A 16924-nucleotide genomic window follows, 5' to 3' on the forward strand; every position below is an offset into this window, starting at 1 on the left:
GTTCTCTTACATGTATTTAGAAATGCCCAGCACCTTCTCGGTCACCATCACGAAGGCCATGGTGAACAAGACCAGCAAGGTCGACAGGGCAGCGATCGACGGATCGAAGCTGTTTTCCATATGGCCCAGCATCTCGATCGGCAAGGTGCTGATGCCGGGGCCCGTGAGGAACAGCGAGACGGGCACCTGGTTGAACGAGGTGACGAAGGCGAGGAAGAAGGCGGCGATCACGGCGTTGCGGATATTCGGCAGCACGATCATGAAGAAGGCCCGCAGGCGCGACGCGCCCAGGGTGATCGCGGCATCCTCGATATCCACGCGCAGGTTGACCAGGCTGGCGTACACCACGCGCACCGAATACGGTATCAACAGCGCGATATGGCCGATCAGCAGGCCCACGTAGACGGGCGCGTTGATCGTCAGGACCAGGTGGTGCAGCAAGCCCAGGCCGACGAGGATGGCGGGAATGATCAGCGGCGACGTCAGGATTTGCCGGATGGCCCCGATGCCCGGTGGCGGCATGCGCGAAAACGCATACGCGACGGGGATGCCCAGCAGCAGCGCGATGACGGTAGCGATCAGGCCGATTTCCAGGCTGGTCTGGAAGGCGCGGCGGAACTCGGGCGCCGACCACACTTCGATGATCCAGCGCAGCGAGTAGGACTCGGGCGGAAAGGCCAGCGTCTCGCCGCCGGAAAAACCGGCCAGTACGACGATGGCGAAAGGCCCCAGCAGGAACAGGAACACCAGCCACAGGACGGCGCGCGAAAACAAGCTTTCTTTCATACGGAGCTCCGGCTCGAGGAAATACGTTTAAGGCCGGCGTTGACCAGCAGGGTCATGCAGACGAGGATGACGGCGATCACATTCGCCGCGCCAAAGTCGCTCTCCACGCTGACCTTCTGGTACAGCAGCGTTTCCAGCATCAGCACCTTGGTGCCGCCCAGCAGGGCCGGCGTCACATAGGCCGTCACGCAGCCCGTAAAGACCAGGGTGCCGCCGACAACCAGGCCTTCCTGCGTCAGCGGCAGGGTGACCTTGCAAAACACTTGCCATGGATTGGCGCCCAGGGTGGCGGCGGCCGGTTCCACGTCGCGCGGCAGGTTTTCCAGCGCGCCCGCCAAGGACATCAGCATCAATGGCAGCAGCAATTGCAGCAGGCCGACAAAGACGGCGAACTCGCTGAACAGCAAACGCAGCGGCTCCTCCGTGAAACCCATGTTGACGAGCGCCGCGTTGAGGGCGCCATTGCGCCCCAGCAACACGATCCAGGCGTAGGTGCGCGCGATCGGCGAGACCATCAGCGGCAATATCATCATGCCCACCACCAGTCCGCGCCACTTCGGCGACACGCGCGCCACGGCTTGCGCGGCCGGGTAGCCGAGGAGGATGGCCGCCAGGGTCACCAGCGCGGCGATGCGCAGGGTGCGCCAGAAAATGGTGCGGTTGAATTCCTGCGAGAAGAAGTCGATGAAGCGGTCGACGCCCCACTGCATGCCGTCGCCGACGCGGAAGGCGTCGACCAGCAAGGCCAGCACGGGCAGCAGGAAGCAGACGACGATAAAGATCAGCGCCGGCAGGACCAGCAGCAGTCCCAGGCGCTTTTTTGGATCAGCAAACATGGTGTTCTCTCCTCGTCACCACTATTTGCTCATGGCCTTGTTCCACTGCGTCATCCAGTTGCCGCGCTGCTTGATGATGGTTTCCGGCTTGACGAATTTCAGCGAATTGATCTGGTCGGCGCCATAGGTATTGAATTGCGCGGCGGCCACGGACAGGCGCACGTCCTTGTTGACGGGCGAGTCGACCAGGTTGGTCGCCAGCTGCGTCTGCACTTCCTTGGACAGCCAGAAATCCATCAGCTGGTAGGCCAGGTCCGCATTCTTCGAACCGGCGACGATGCCCATCACGTTCATGCCGGCCGCCTGGCCTTCGGCCGGGATGCTCCACTTCAGGGGCAGGCCCGTCTTGAGCATTTGCGACCACGTAAAGCGCGCCACGGGCGCGGCCCAGATTTCATCCTGGGCGAACAATGCCGCCAGCTGCGCGCTGTTCTTCGAGAACGTGACGACGTTGCCCTTCATGCCGACGATCTTCGCAAAACCGGTCGCGTAGTCGTCCGTCTTGCCGCCCCAGGCCGCATCGGCCATGCGCAGCATCAACGGCCCCTGCGTGGTGCTCACGTCGGGGAAGGCCACGCGGCCCTTCAGTTCGGGGCGCCACAGGTCCTTCCACGACGTCAGCGGGGCGATCTTGTCGCTGCGGTACACCAGTCCCACCGAGTACAGGGTGTAGCCGACGGCGTAGTTGCCGCCGATGGGGTTTTTCGCCACGTCGTACAGGGCTTTGTAATTGCTCAGCTTGGAGTAATCCATGGGCTGGATCACGCCTTTTTGCGCCGCTTCCAGCATGCCGGAATCGGACAGCAGCACCAGGTCGATCACCGGGTTCTTGGCGTGCACCACCAGCTTGGCGATGCGGTCCGCGTTATTCCCCGTTTCCACCTTGATATCGCACCCGCATTTGGCCTTGAACGGCTCGTACACATACTTCATGAACAAGGGCTGGGCGATCGGATAGGCCGAAATGACCAGCTCGCGTTTTTCCGCGTGGGCGGCGTTGGCCAGCAAGCCTAGGCTCAACGCCAACATGAGGTGCTTTTTCAAGATGCTTCCTTTCAGGGGGCGGCGCTGGGGGGCAGCGCCTGTAAAGATGAATCAGAGTCAGAAATAATGCCGCATGCCGGCGATCAGGACACTTTGCGTCTTGCCGCCCGAGGCGCCGAAGCCGAACACGCGGGCGAACGTCGCGTCACCCGCCGCTTTCTGGTAGCTCCAGGTGATGGCGACATCGGTGCGCTTGGACAGGAAGTAATCGGCCTGGAAGTTGACCTGATGCCATTTCGGCGTCTTGTTGATCACGTCGTATTTACCGGTGGTATAGAAATACGAGGCGCCCAGGTTCAACGCTTCCGTCAGCTTGTGGTTCACGTTCAGGTCCACGTTTTGCAAGGTCAGATTGCTTTGATCCAGGTAGTGGTAGCGCACGTTGGTGTACAGCGCGCCAAACTTGGTCTTGCCCACATTATAAAAGCCTCCCGTGCCGGCAATGGCCTGGCTGTCCACGCCGGCGCCCTTGACGGCGCTCTTGTTGAAGATCAACAGAGAGCTGGCGTAGTCATTGCCGATGGCGCCATTCGGCGCGTCCGGGCTGTTCGGGCGATCCATCTTGGTGTAGGCGACGGCCCAGCTGAAGGCGTCGACCTTGTAGCCGGCGCCCATGCTGTAGACGCGGTTGCGGTTCGAGTCTTCCGGATTTTCGCTGAAGCCGTACAAGCCCGTAAACGACAGATTGCTGATGTTCGGGCTGACATACTTGACGGCATTTTGCACGCGCAGGTTGTTGTAGCCATTGTCGTTGTCGCCGATGTGCACGCCGTTACTGGCGATGACCACGGGGCCCAGCAGATCCTTGACGGCTTCGTACTGGCGGCCCAAGGTCAGGGTGCCCTTGTCGTTGCTGGACAGACCCACATACGACTGGCGGCCGAACAGACGGCCGCTTTGCGAGGCCGTGCCCGTCATGACGTTAAAACCGTTTTCCAGCACGAAGACGGCCTTGGTGCCGTCGCCCAGGTCTTCCTGGCCGCGGAAACCGATGCGGGGATTCTGATTCGTGCCGCTCAGCGCATGCGTGCGGCTGCCCTTGCCTTCATCCGATACATAGCCGATACCGGCCGACAGCAAGCCATACACTTGCACGCTGCTTTGCGCCTGCGCCACGCCGTGCGCCGCCAGCAAGCCCCCCACCACCATCGTTCCAGTCATCCATTTGTTCATCGCCGCCACCCTAAAAAAAAGAATAAACCCTGAGTTTTTTTGGAATTATTGTATTGATGCGTCCCTTGCATGGCCCGCTGCCGCGAGTACCGGCGCCGCCTGGCAAGCGCTTCTCTGAAGATTGTTGCCTTCAAGACAAGTCAAGACCAGTCCAGAATATGGTAAATTGCAGGATAAGAAAATTTGTTTATTTTTATAAATCCATTACTTTTTTTGATAAACAAAGCCATGCATGAACTGAGCAAGAAGATTTCCTTACGACATTTGCAAGCGTTTGCCACCCTCGCCCGGGTAAACAGCTTCAGCAAGGCTGCACAGGAATTGTGCGTGACCCAGCCGGCCCTGAGCGCATCGATCAAGCTGCTGGAAAATCAGCTGGGAAAAAAGTTGTTTAACCGCACAACCCACCAGCTGGAACTGACGCGCGAGGGAAAACTGGCGCTCGACTACGCCACGCATTTATTGAATACGGCAAGCAATACCTTTGCCGATATCCAGCGCGCCATCGGCAGCGGCCGGCACCGCATCCGCATCGGCGCCATCCCGTCGGCCATGGCGATGACGGCCGTCGTCGTGGCCCGCTACTGCGAGCAGCATGGTGATGAAGTGGAAATCGTCCTGTCGGACATGCCCAACGACGGCTTGCTGCACGCCCTGCATTCAGGCCAGCTGGACTTTTGCGTGGGCATCGAAGTGCCCGGTTCCGTCTCGCTGGAAAGCGTGGGCCTGTTCGAAGACGAGCTGGTGCTGGTGACGGCGGGACGCCATGCGCTGGCGCCGCTCAAGGAAGTGCGCTGGGACCAGCTGGCGGGCCAGGAAATCGTCGTGTTTACCAAGGGCAGCATCTGGGAGTTCGCCTCGAGCGCGCTGCGCCAGCATGGCTTGAGCCCGTCGAGCCTGTACCAGATGATACATAGCGAATCGCTGTACGGCGTGGTGCGCGCCGGCATCGCCGTGGGCATCATGCCCAGCCTGTACACGACCTTCCTCAACGACGAGGAGCTGCACGTGGCGCCGCTGCGCCAGCCCACGTGCAAGCGCAAGATCGCCCTGATGCGGCGCAATGAAATCAGCCGCAACCACCATGTGGACGACTGTTTTTCAGCGCTGCGGCAGGATTTGCAGCAGGTCGACCAGTGGTTTTAAGTTAAGCCAGCACTGCCGGGGTCAGACCCCCGCTCACATCGGCGCCTGCTCAGACGCTGGTGGTGGAGAGGGTCTGCCCCCAGTCCCTGGGATTACTGCGGTGCTTTGAGCAAATTCGCCAGGGCTACATACTGCTCCAAGCCCACAGTTTCCGGACGCAGGGTCGGGTCGATGCCGGCCGCCTTGATCTGCTCTTCCGTAAACATCCCGGCCAGGCAATTGCGGATCACCTTGCGCCGCTGCGAGAAGGCCTTCATGACGACGGCTTCCAGGGTTTCCTGGTCGCACGCCAGGCGCTCGGCCACGGGGATCATGCGCACGATGGCCGACTCCACTTTGGGCGGCGGATCGAAGGCCGTCGGCGGCACGATGAACAGCAGCGACATTTTGTAGCGCCACTGCAGCATCACGGACAGGCGGCCATACGCCTTGCTGCCCGGCTCGGCCACCATGCGTTCGACGACTTCCTTTTGCAGCATGAAATGCTGGTCTTGCACCAGCGGCGCGAAGTCCGCCAGATGGAACAGCAGCGGGCTGGAAATGTTGTACGGCAAATTGCCCACGATGCGCAGCTTCTGACCGGCCGGCACGGGGATTTGCGCGAAATCGAATTTCAGCGCGTCGCCCGAGTGGATGGTCAGCTTGGCCGGATTGAACGTTTTTTCCAGGCGCACGATCAGGTCGCGGTCCAGCTCGACCACGTGCATCTGTTTCAGGTGACGCAGCAGCTGCTCCGTCATGGCGCCCAGGCCGGGGCCGATCTCGACCATGGCATCGTCCGCCTGCGGCCCGATGGCGGCCGTGATGTCGTCGAGGACGAAGCGGTCATGCAGGAAGTTCTGGCCAAAGCGTTTGCGGGCAACGTGTTTCATAATGTGTTTTCTATTAATGCGGTAAAGCCGGCACAGGCCGGCGGAATCGGTTGAGCAGGCAGCGTCGGGTTACGCCGTGCCGGCTAACCCGACCTACGCTCTATGCTCTGGTCGGGCTGCTGGCGCGCAGCATGTCGAGCGCCGTTTGCAAGGCTTGCTCCATGCTGTGGCAATCAGCCAGGCCCAACCCTTGCGCGGCCAGGTCCAGCGCCGTGCCGTGGTCGACCGAGGTGCGTATCAGCGGCAAGCCCAGGGTGATATTGATGCCGCGCCCGAAGGTCGCGTATTTCAGCACGGGCAAGCCTTGGTCGTGGTACATGGCCAGCACGCAGTCGGCATCGGCCAGGTATTTTTGCTGGAACAGGGTGTCGGCCGGATACGGTCCGCGCGCATCGATGCCGCGCGCTTGCGCCGCAGCAATCGCCGGGGCGATGACATCGATTTCCTCGCGGCCCAGGTAACCACCCTCGCCCGCGTGCGGGTTCAGGCCGGTGACGAGGATGCGCGGCGCGGCGATGCCGAATTTCTGTTGCAAATCCGCCTGGAGGATGTCGAGGGTGACGGCCAGGCTGTCCATGGTGATGGCGGCGGACACGTCCTTCAACGGAAGATGCGTGGTGGCCAGCGCCACGCGCAGGGTCGGCTCGCCATGGCCGGGTTCACCGGCCAGCATCATCACCACTTGCGGCGTGCCGGTTTTTTCCGCCAGGTATTCCGTATGGCCGGAAAAAGCCACGCCAGCGTCGTTGATCGTGCTTTTTTGCAAGGGCGCCGTGACCATGGCGCCAAACCAGCCCGCTTCGATGCCTTCCACGGCCGCATCCAGGGTAGCGAGCACGGAGCGCCCGTTTTCCTTGTCCAGCACGCCGGGGATGACGTTGTTCACCGTGGGAATATCGATCACGGCCAGGCGGCCGGGGCCGAACTGGGGCAAGCCGCTGTTGCGCACGGCTTGCAGCGACAGCGCCGCCAGCCGGATGTCCGGGTCGATCAGGCTGGCCGTCAGCGCCAGGAAGGCGGCGTCGCCCAGCAGGATGCAGTTGACCTCATCGCGCATGGCCCAGGCGGCGCGGATTGAAATTTCCGGGCCGACACCGGCCGGTTCGCCACAGGTAATGGCGATGGCCGGGCGGCGTGCAAGGGGCAAATTACTCATGCGCAATCAATCAGCGGCATTACTGGTCGTCCGCGCGGAATTCGACGTAAGCACGGTCACGCACTTCGCGCGCCCAGTTTTCCGTCGCTTCTTCCAGCTTGCGTTCGCGCAAGGCATTGCGGGCGGCGGCGCGCTGCTTCTCTTTCGATACGTCGTCGCTCTTGCGTTCCAGCACTTCGATCAGGTGGAAGCCAAAGCTCGATTCGATCGGCTGGCTCACCTCGCCCGGTTTCAGCGCATTCATCGCCGTCTCGAATTCCGGCACGGTGTCGCCCGGATACAGCCAGCCCAGGTCGCCGCCCTTGGCAGCGGAACCGTCGTTCGAGAACAAGCGGGCCAGGTCTTCGAACTTGGCGGCCTTGTTATCGAGACGCTCTTTCAGTTCCAGCAATTTACGCTTGGCTTCGGCCGCCGACAGGGTCGGCGTCACTTTCAGCAGGATGTGGCGGGCATGCGTCTGCTGCACGGCGGCGACGGCTTGCGCCTCGGCGGCGCTGCGGCGGTCCACCAGCTTCAGGATATGGAAGCCCGTGTTGCTCTTGATGATGGGCGTGATCTGCCCCGGCTTCAATTTCAGCAATTGCTCCGTGAACAGGGGTGGCAGACGGTCGCTCTGGCGCCAGCCGATATCGCCGCCGCTCAGCGCATCGCTGGCGTCGGAATAGGTGGCGGCCATCTTGGCGAAATCAGCGCCCGTGCGCAGCTGGCGGCTGACTTCTTCGGCGCGCGCGCGGCGGGCGGCGATCTGTTCGGGGCTGGAGTTTTCCGGAATGCGCACGAGAATCTGCGCCAGGTTCATCTCGACCTGTTCGCTGGCCGCCGCTTTTTCCGCTTCCAGGAAGTTATCCACTTCGGAATCGGAAATCTGGATCTTGGCGTCGACTTCGTGCTCGCGCAGGCGCTGCATGATGATTTCATCGCGGATTTCTTCGCGGAAGGTCGCAAACGGCGTGCCTTCTTTTTCCATCTGGTTGCGCAGTTCTTGCACCGTCATCTTTTGCTGTTCAGCAATACGGCCTATCGCGCGGTCCAGGGTCAGGTCATCCACGCGCACGCCCATTTCCTTGGCCAGCTGCATTTGCGCACGCTCGACGATCATACGTTCGAGCAATTGACGGCGCAGGTCGGCAGGGTCGGGAAGCGGTATGTTCTGCGCCTTCATGCGCTGCTCCACGCTCTTGATGCGGGCCGCCACTTCATTGCGCGTGATCACATCATCATTGACGACGACGGCGATGGAATCGATGGTCTGGCCACTGCTCGACGCGGGTGGCGTGAAGCCCTTGACCGGTGCTGGGGCGGCGGCAGCGGGCTTGGCCGCAGGAGCTGGCGCAGCCTGTTGCGCCCAGACACTACTGGTCGTGGCGCCGGAAATGGCGCACAACAAAACCGTTGCAATTTTGAGTTGGTGCATACTGGCATTACGCATAATGTGTAGAGCGCTCATGAGTTCGGGTGAATAAAAAAACCGGTTTGTGCCAGCGCCGGGAACACCGGCGGCGGCAACGGTGCCTATCTTAACGGAGTGGCTGGCTCAATGTCTGGTAACCAGGGATGGTTTTTGTAAAAGTTTCCAGGCCATTCGCGCCCAGGCCCAGGCCATTCGACAAGCCCGTCAATTCCAGCTGGAAGAAGATCGGCGTCGAGACAGTCTTGGTCGTCGTCACGAAACGCTGCGCTCCCATGCGGAACACCCAGCAGTCGCCCTTGTATTCCAGGCCGACCAGGCTTTCCAGCATGCTGCGATCCTTGATGGAGTAACTGATGCGGCCCACGCCATACAAGCGGTCCGTCAACGGCCATTGCGTCGATACTTCCGCGTTGCGCAGGACATCACGCTGAAAACGGTTGCTGAAATTCAATACTTTCTTGGCACCGGGCTGATATTGCAAGGTGTAGTTGTAGCTCATCAGCCTGCGATCGCTGGGATTGTACTGCACCAGACTGTCGGCGGTCCAAGTCTCGGACACGCGGCCCGTCGCCGCCAGCAGGATATCCGAACGCGACTGGTTGACGGGCGTCGTCGAATTGAGCTGCACGCGCTGGTCGGCAAAATAGAAACGCTGGCCGAAGGTCAGGCGCATGCGCTCCGTGCCGTCCGACTGCAGGAAGCGCGAGACGACGGCGGCCGTGACCTGGTTGGCGTCACCGATACGGTCGCTGCCGACAAAACGGTTTTCCGTGAAGATCTGCGTCAGGTTGAACGTGCCCTCGGCCGTATCAAACTTCGGAAACTGCGACTGGTCGCGGTACGGCGTGTAAACATAGAACAGGCGCGGCTCCAGGGTTTGCGTGCCGCCCTTGGCGCCGAACAGATTCGTGTCGCGTTCAAACACCAGGCCGCTGTCGACCGAGAGTGTCGGCACGGCGCGCGTAAACGAGGTCGTCTTGAACAGCAGCGCCTTGGTCCGGGCGTCATTGTCGAGCTGATACGCGCTGGCATTGAGCATCAGCTTGGGCGTGATGAAGTAGCCAGGGCGCATGATGGGAAAACTCACCTGCGGCACGGCCACGAGGCGCGAGCCTTGCACCAGGGTCGGATGCGCGAAGCGCGTCGCTTCCGCGTCGAAGGTCCAGTCGAAGCCGCCCCAGACGTCGTATTTGCCAGCGTGGAAGTTCACCGCCGGCAAGCGGTCATACGGGCGCGGCACGACCACGTTGGGATCGGGATCCTGCAGCACCTGGTAATTCTGCACGCGCGCCGTCAGGCTCCAGTCCTCGGTGCGGTAATCGGTGCGCAATTCGCGCAGCAACTGGCGCTCGGTGGCGGTGGCGACGGTTTTCGAAAAATCGTTCGGGTAATTATTGTCGGACGCCTCGCGCAAGTCCCAGCTGTAACTCCAGCCCTTGGCCAGCGCCTGCTCATGCTTGGACTTGATCATGTAGCGGTTGGTCTTGGTCTGCTTGTCGTTAGGCAAGAACTCAAACGACGTTTCGCCCTGGTACAGGCCGGCATCCGTCTCGCCCATGTAGCGGCCCGTCGCACCGAGCTGGATGCCGCGCCGCTGGATGTAGCGGGGGAACAGCGTCAGGTCGCGGTTCGGTGCGATGTTCACGTAGTACGGCATCAGCAACTCGAAACCGTTCTTCGAGGCAAAGCCCGGCGTGGGCGCCAGCCAGCCCGAGCGGCGCGCGCCCGACAGCGAGAACGAGATACCGGGCGTGCCCAGGATCGGCACGTCCTTGAAATAGATGATGGTCTTGCTGCCGGTGCCCACGTCGCGGCCCGTATCGAGGTTCAAGGTGCTCGATTTCAGGTACCAGTCCGGATTCGGCCCTTCGCAAGTGCTGTACGTGCCGTCGATGACATTGGCTTCGTCGGGATTGATGAAGTCGACGCGCTCGGCCTTGCCCTGGCCGCCGCCCACTGCGAAGCGGTACGTCGGGTTGAGCAGGAAACCCTTGCCGGTATCCATGTTCAGCTTCAAGACGTCGCCCGTGTAGTAATCGCCGAAACGCCACATCTTGATATGGCCCTCGGCGTCGAACTGATCTTCAACTTGTTTGTAACAAGCTGTATCGGCCGTCATTTTTGTGGTTTTTCCGCGCTCAATCACGACATTCTGGTCGAGATTGACCTCCCTTTCGGGGCGACCGTTCATGCTGTTCGCCGTCATGACGGTGGGCGCGTCGGGATCTTCAACATGCACCGGACGCGGTGCTTTCTGGGCGTGGACAGGCACCGTCGTGGCGGCGACGAGCGCGCTGATGGCGAAAGCCCAGCGCTGCGAAGGGGGGGAGGCCGAAAACCAGCTCATGAATTGGAAGGGGCAAGCACCATGACAGGCGATTTTTTGATTTGAATCCCTTATTATATGGGAATCTGTGCGACACGCCTTAAAGCTCGGGTAGCTGGCCCCGGTCGCAACGTAGCAGTAACGGCTAGCAGCGCAGGAACTGCGCAGGCAAATCACTGGTTTACCAGTGATAAAACAGTGAGGGGCTCCCCGGAGTACCCATTCTTGGCAAGACAAGACACGCTGCGAGAACGTGGCTTGTCAGTCTTATACGCCCGCCGCATCACCGGCGAGTAGCTATCCCTTTGCCTGTTTTTGATTACACAAAACATTGAAACTGTAGTTTATTTGCAAAGCTTGTAGATATTTTACATTTGCTTACAATTTTCTATATTTCAACAGTTTTCTGCAAGACTCGGTTTTCTCTCAGCCGAGTCATACCCGAGTGAAACTCTTCGATATCTTGTCATGCTTCAGTGTTGCAACTGCTGCCATGACCGGATGTACGACCATCTGTCACCTACTTGAGTGTGCGTCGCCGGTAACGGCGGGGTGCAAAGCCTCAGGGACAACGTACCCCCATTCTTTTTCGGCAGCCCGGCGTGCGAACGCCTGGCTGGAGACTGCGAGCAGCGATGCGGTCCAGGGGCTAGGTGAGTGCTGCAAGGGCAATGTTATGTGAACCATCGTTTGAACCCTCGTAAATATTAATAGGCCAAAGCTGCTGACAGGCCTAAACCAAACGTTACGTGGCTGGCTATCTCCGTGGATTCTGGGGATACGTCGTCATTCAGCCACCGGGGGAAAGATGGGCCCTAAACAGCCAGTCGCGATGTAGCTGTCGCGTCGATATCGTTGGGAACGTGGTAAGCCCGATTCCCTGCCGCTCGATCAAAGAACCGAGATAGCGGCAAGCAAACCGCAAGGCACGCCCTTGGGGGAGCGGGTAGAGGAGGATGGAGAAAGCGAATGCCGGGCTGTAATGGTCCGGATAGGGATTCAAGATTTGTCCCGGCCTGAAAGGGTGCCCACTTCCATCTGGTGTAATAGTCGTCATACGACTGTACTGGCTCCAGGCAGTCATCATTTTCAACCACCCCGAAGGGATGCAGCTCACCCTTCGGGGATGCGCTGTGTCTCGTCGGAGCAACTACACGAGGTTCAGCATGAAAGTAACCGCCAGCAGTCTTGCCGGTTCTGCGTCCTCGCACGTGCCAACCGAATGGGTCGCCATCAACTGGCGGCTCGTACAACGCAACGTGAGAGCCATGCAGCATCGATTAACGAAGGCTACACAGGAAGGCGACTGGCGCAGGGCGAAAGCGCTGCAAAGGTGGCTAACCCACTCGTTCAGCGCGAAGGCGCTGGCAGTCAAACGAGTGACAGAGAATCAAGGCAAACGAACCGCAGGCGTGGACCAGCAGTTGTGGGACTCAGCAACGCAGAAGTTCGCTGCCATTGCGCAGTTGAAGAAACAAGGCTATCGGCCCCTGCCATTACGGAGGGTCTTTATTCCCAAGTCAAATGGAAAGATGCGCCCACTGGGCATCCCTACCATGCGGGACCGGGCGATGCAGGCGCTTCACCTGCTGGCCTTGGATCCGGTCTTGGAAACGCTGAGTGATCCCAACTCATACGGGTTTCGCAAAAATCGCTCAACGGCCGATGCGATGTCGCAAATTTTTCTCCAGACCTGCCGGAAAGTCTCGGCAACCTGGGTGTTGGATGCGGATATCGAAGGTTTTTTCGACAATATCAACCATCAATGGCTGGTCGACAATGTCTTCATGGATAAGTCGATCCTGTCTAAATGGCTGAAATCCGGGGTAATTGACCGGAAGCAATTGATGGCAACCACAGCTGGAACGCCACAGGGCGGCATCATCAGCCCTGCCCTTGCGAATTGGACGTTGAACGGGCTGGAGACTGAACTGATTGCGCACCTCGGTGCGAAATTCGGCAAGTCAAAGGCAGGCAAGCTCAAAGTCGGTGTCGTGCGATATGCGGACGATTTTGTCGTTACCAGTGGATCGAAGGAATTGCTGGAAACGGAAATCAGGCCATGGATCGAAGCATTCCTTGCAGTCAGGGGATTGCGACTGTCCAGTGCCAAAACCAAGCTCGTGCACATCGATGAGGGCTTCGACTTCCTGGGGTGGAACTTCCGAAAATATTCCGGGACACTACTCATCAAGCCAAGTAAGAAGAACATGAAAACGTTCTATGAAAAGCTGAGGAAGACGATCAGCGAAAACATCGGGGCGAAGCAGGAGAATCTCATTCGATTGCTGAACCCCATGCTGCGGGGCTGGGCGCAATATCACAGCCCTGTAGTCGCCAAGGAGGCGTTTTCGACGATGGAGTCGCTGCTGTACTGGCGGCTTCGTCGCTGGGCCATGCGCAGGCATCCGAAGAAAACCGACAGTTGGATACGCGACCGATACTGGCGCCCAACCGAGAGTGGAAATCGGGTGTTTGCAGCGGACGTTGTCACAAAGAATGGCAATAAGGCCATGAAGGAACTGTACTCGTTACCAGGTACGGCGATTCTGCGCCACACGAAAATCAAGGGCGGCTATCACCCCTACGATCCGCAATGGGAACTGTACGGCGAAACCCTTCGGCAGGAACGCATGTTGAAAAACATGTCTTACCGGCGTGAGTGGGCCAAGCTCTACCTCGACCAACGTGGCTTGTGCGCTCTGTGTGGATACGAGATGAACATGGAAACCGGATGGCATGACCACCACATGGAATACCGTGTGGCAGGTGGTTCCGAGGCCCTTGGAAATCGCGTATTATTGCACCCAAATTGCCATATAAATGTGCACGCAAACGATTTACACGTTGCGAAGCCGGTCCCTGCATAGGGACTTTTATTATGCTTGAGCCGTGTGCGGTGAAAGTCGCACGCACGGTTCTTAGGGGGGAGAGCTTCCAGCAATGGGGTTCTCCTACCCTCCGCACCATCAACCCGATTCCACAGGCCGCTTAATGTCATTCACCCCCAATTCCCCTGCCGCGCCGGCCTCCGCCGACGCTCGCCTGACCCTGTTGAAAGCCTGGTTGGCCCCGCTTAACCTCGTTTCACCCGATTCCGCCCGCCCCGCTTCCAGCGATGCGAGCTTCCGCCGCTACTACCGTCTCGACGTGCTGCCAGGCAATGCAACATTGCCAGGAAAGACACTGATCGCCATGGATGCGCCGCCCGAACGCGAAAACGTGCCCGCCTTTGTCAAGGTGGCCGGCTTGCTGAAAGGTGCCGGCGTGTCCGTGCCCGACATCATCGCGCAAGACCTGGAACAGGGCTTCCTGCTGCTGTCCGACCTGGGCACGACTACCTATCTCGACGCCCTGAACCACGACAACGCCAGCGTGCTGTACGCCGAGGCGCTGGAATCCCTGATGAAAATCCAGCTGGCCAGCCAGCCGGACGTCTTGCCCGAATTCGACCGCGCCTTCATCCTGCGCGAAATGAATCTGTTCCCGGAATGGTTCATCGGCAAGCACCTGGGCGCCACCTTGACGGATGTGCAACAGACCCAGCTGGACAAGGTCTTCGAAGCCATCACGGCGAATATCTTGTCGCAGCAACAAGTATTCATGCACCGCGACTACCATTCGCGCAATCTGATGCACATCAACGATGGTTCCCTCCCCAATCCCGGCATCCTCGACTTCCAGGACGCCGTCTTCGGCCCCGTCACCTACGACATCGCCTCGCTGCTGCGCGACGCGTATATCCAGTGGGACGAGGAACTGGTGCTCGACTGGGTGATCCGCTACTGGCAGCGCGCCAAGCAACTGGGCTTGCCGGTCAATCCCGACATCGACGCCTTCTACCGCGATTTCGAATTCACGGCCCTGCAGCGCCACCTGAAAATCCTCGGCCTGTTCGCGCGCCTGAATTACCGCGACGGCAAGGATCTGTACATGGGCGACCTGCCAACCGTGCTCGACTACGTGCGCAAGACGGCCAACCGCTACACGGAACTCAAGCCGCTGGTGCGCTTATTGGACGCCCTGGAAAACAAGACTCCGCAAGTCGGTTATACCTTCTAGGCACTTTCCCGCTGCGCGGCCTGACCGCGCAGCCGACTTACCGAATCAGAAAAGACTATCCATGAAAGCCATGATCTTTGCCGCAGGCCGCGGTGAACGGATGCGTCCGCTCACCGATACCTGTCCCAAACCGCTGCTGAAAGTGCGCGGCCGTCCGCTGATCGTCTGGCATGTGCTGAACCTGGTGCGCGCCGGCATCACGGACATCGTCATCAACCATTCGCACCTGGGCCAGTTGATCGAGGACACCCTGGGCGACGGCAGCGCGTACGGCGCGCGCATCGCATACTCGCCGGAAACCACGCCGCTGGAAACGGCGGGCGGCATCGCCCAGGCGCGCCACTTGCTGGGCGAGGAACCGTTCCTCGCCATTTCCGGCGATATCTATTGTCCGTATTTCGACTTCAAGCAGGTACTCGACGTGCTGGCCGACAAGGACGTGCTGGGCACGCCCTACCCGGCCGACCAGCGCGACATCGCCTGGACCTACCTGGTGCCCAATCCCGACTTCCACCCGAAGGGCGACTTCGGCCTGACCTTGTTCGCGATTAATAATAAGGACGAGACCAAGTGGACCTTCGCCAACATCGGCGTGTACCGTCCCGAGCTGTTCGACGGCATCGCGCCGGGCAGCCACGCCAAACTGGGCGATTTGCTGCGCAAGTACGCGGACCAGGGCCGCGTGGGCGGCGAAGTCTATACCGGCGAGTGGACGAATGTAGGCACCCCGAAGCAGCTCGATGCACTCAATGGCGTCACGGCCAAGGCGCCTGCCGCATGATGACCAATTACGCGGCACGGCGCGCGGCGCTGCTGGCGCAGATGCTGCCGGGCAGCGTGGCCATCATTGCCACGGCGCCCGAAGTGCCGCGCAACAGCGATTGCGATTATCCGTATCGCCACGACAGCTATTTCTATTACCTGAGCGGTTTCACGGAACCCGACAGCGCCGTGGCCCTGGTGGCCGCCAGCGCCACGGCGCCCGCGCGCGCCATCCTGTTTTGCCGCGCCAAGAACACCGAGCGCGAAATCTGGGACGGTTTCCGCCATGGCCCCGAGGCGGCGCGCGCCACGTTCGGTTTTGACAGCGCCTTCCCCATCGAGGAACTCGACGTGGAAATGACGCGCCTGCTGGCCGACGCCCCCGCCATTTACTATGCGCTGGGCGGCAGCCTCGATACGCAAGTGAAGCTCTGGCGAAACAATGTGCGGCAAAAGGCCCGCAGCGGCGTCACGGCACCCGCCATCGCGCATGACATCAATGGCATGCTCGACGCCATGCGCCTGCTGAAAGACTCAGAGGAACAGCAGCTGATGCGCCGCGCGGCCGCCATTTCCAGCGCCGCCCACGTGCGCGCCATGCGCGCCACGCGGCCCGGCATGCACGAATATGCGCTCGAAGCGGAGCTGCTGTACGAATTCCGGCGCAGCGGCGCGCAGTTCCCAGCCTATTCCTCCATCGTGGCGGGCGGCGGCAACGCCTGCATCCTGCACTACAGCGCCAATAACGCGGTATTACAGGACGGCGAGCTGGTATTGATCGACGCCGGCTGCGAACTCGATGGCTACGCCTCGGACATCACGCGCACCTGGCCCGTCAACGGCCGTTTCAGCGGCCCGCAGCGGGCGCTATATGAACTGGTGCTGGCCGCGCAGCAGGCGTCGCTGGACATGGTGCGCCCCGGCTTGCCGCACAGCGCCATCCACGAAGCGGCCGTGCAGATACTGGCACAAGGCATGCTGGACCTGGGTTTGCTGGACCGGCAAAAAAGCGGCAGCTTGCAGGACGTCATCGCCAACAAGAGCTATATGCCCTTCTACATGCACGGCACCAGCCACTGGCTGGGCATGGACGTGCACGACGTGGGCGCCTACCGCGACACGGGCGCACCCGGCAAGCCGTGGCGCGCGCTGGAAGCGGGCATGGTGCTGACGGTGGAACCGGGCATCTATGTGCGTCCTGGCCCGGGCGTGCCGGAGCAGTTCTGGCATACGGGCATCCGCATCGAAGACGATGTGCTGGTCACGCCGCAAGGCCATGAAGTCTTCAGCACGGCGCCGAAGAGCGTCGCTGAAATCGAACAACTGATGTCACAGGATTAACGCCGCCGC

General features: G+C 60.5%; 13 protein-coding genes. 5 read left to right on the forward strand and 8 right to left on the reverse strand.

Annotated elements, in window-relative coordinates; genetic code table 11:
• Positions 1-6: 6 nt before the first annotated feature.
• Genes CLU90_RS16590 through CLU90_RS16605 form a run of 4 tightly spaced genes read right to left on the reverse strand, consistent with a single transcriptional unit; the run spans position 7 to position 3827 of the window.
• Positions 7-786 carry an ABC transporter permease gene (locus CLU90_RS16590; RefSeq protein ID WP_034778814.1) on the reverse strand — a complete coding sequence of 260 codons (780 nt, stop codon included), beginning with the start codon at positions 784-786 and terminating at the stop codon, positions 7-9.
• Positions 783-1622 (reverse strand): ABC transporter permease, encoded by an 840-nt coding sequence (locus tag CLU90_RS16595; RefSeq protein WP_092711979.1) that lies wholly within the window; start codon positions 1620-1622, stop codon positions 783-785. Before CLU90_RS16595 ends, CLU90_RS16590 begins: the two co-directional genes overlap by 4 nt.
• A 21-nt stretch (positions 1623-1643) precedes the next feature.
• Positions 1644-2666 (reverse strand): ABC transporter substrate-binding protein, encoded by a 1023-nt coding sequence (locus tag CLU90_RS16600; protein WP_232731232.1) that lies wholly within the window; start codon positions 2664-2666, stop codon positions 1644-1646.
• A 57-nt stretch (positions 2667-2723) separates the two neighbouring features.
• Positions 2724-3827 carry a porin gene (locus tag CLU90_RS16605; RefSeq protein ID WP_092711982.1) on the reverse strand — a complete coding sequence of 368 codons (1104 nt, stop codon included), beginning with the start codon at positions 3825-3827 and terminating at the stop codon, positions 2724-2726.
• 240 nt (positions 3828-4067) lie between these two features.
• Between CLU90_RS16605 and CLU90_RS16610 the strand changes: the two genes are divergently transcribed.
• Entirely contained in the window at positions 4068-4985 is a 918-nt protein-coding gene (locus CLU90_RS16610; RefSeq protein ID WP_100428435.1) for a LysR family transcriptional regulator, read from the forward strand.
• A 92-nt stretch (positions 4986-5077) separates the two neighbouring features.
• Here CLU90_RS16610 and rsmA read toward each other — a convergent pair whose 3' ends face one another.
• The 4 genes from rsmA to CLU90_RS16630 form a co-directional block, all read right to left on the reverse strand.
• A complete protein-coding gene (gene rsmA / locus CLU90_RS16615) occupies positions 5078-5857 on the reverse strand; it encodes a 16S rRNA (adenine(1518)-N(6)/adenine(1519)-N(6))-dimethyltransferase RsmA (RefSeq protein ID WP_100428436.1) in 780 nt (259 codons plus the stop codon).
• A 100-nt stretch (positions 5858-5957) separates the two neighbouring features.
• Positions 5958-7013 (reverse strand): 4-hydroxythreonine-4-phosphate dehydrogenase PdxA, encoded by a 1056-nt coding sequence (gene pdxA / locus CLU90_RS16620; RefSeq protein WP_100428437.1) that lies wholly within the window; start codon positions 7011-7013, stop codon positions 5958-5960.
• A gap of 19 nt (positions 7014-7032) precedes the next feature.
• Positions 7033-8427 (reverse strand): peptidylprolyl isomerase, encoded by a 1395-nt coding sequence (locus CLU90_RS16625; RefSeq protein WP_232731233.1) that lies wholly within the window; start codon positions 8425-8427, stop codon positions 7033-7035.
• Positions 8428-8530: 103 nt separating this feature from the next.
• Positions 8531-10771, reverse strand: coding sequence for an LPS-assembly protein LptD (locus CLU90_RS16630; RefSeq protein ID WP_100428439.1), 2241 nt, complete (start codon positions 10769-10771; stop codon positions 8531-8533).
• A 1145-nt stretch (positions 10772-11916) separates the two neighbouring features.
• Between CLU90_RS16630 and ltrA the strand changes: the two genes are divergently transcribed.
• The 4 genes from ltrA (at position 11917) to CLU90_RS16650 (ending at position 16915) form a co-directional block, all read left to right on the forward strand.
• On the forward strand, positions 11917-13620 hold the full coding sequence (gene ltrA / locus CLU90_RS16635; RefSeq protein ID WP_100429492.1) for a group II intron reverse transcriptase/maturase: 1704 nt from the start codon (positions 11917-11919) through the stop codon (positions 13618-13620).
• 124 nt (positions 13621-13744) lie between these two features.
• Positions 13745-14812: an aminoglycoside phosphotransferase family protein gene (locus CLU90_RS16640; RefSeq protein ID WP_100428440.1), complete on the forward strand. Its 1068-nt coding sequence runs from the start codon at positions 13745-13747 to the stop codon at positions 14810-14812.
• Positions 14813-14873: 61 nt separating this feature from the next.
• Complete coding sequence (murU, locus tag CLU90_RS16645) at positions 14874-15593, forward strand: N-acetylmuramate alpha-1-phosphate uridylyltransferase MurU (protein ID WP_100428441.1); 720 nt, start codon at positions 14874-14876, stop codon at positions 15591-15593.
• Entirely contained in the window at positions 15593-16915 is a 1323-nt protein-coding gene (locus CLU90_RS16650; RefSeq protein ID WP_198511330.1) for an aminopeptidase P N-terminal domain-containing protein, read from the forward strand. Before murU ends, CLU90_RS16650 begins: the two co-directional genes overlap by 1 nt.
• The last annotated feature ends 9 nt before the right edge of the window (positions 16916-16924 follow it).

It is taken from the genome of Janthinobacterium sp. 67, from assembly GCF_002797895.1.
In the GTDB taxonomy this organism is placed as follows: domain Bacteria; phylum Pseudomonadota; class Gammaproteobacteria; order Burkholderiales; family Burkholderiaceae_D; genus Janthinobacterium.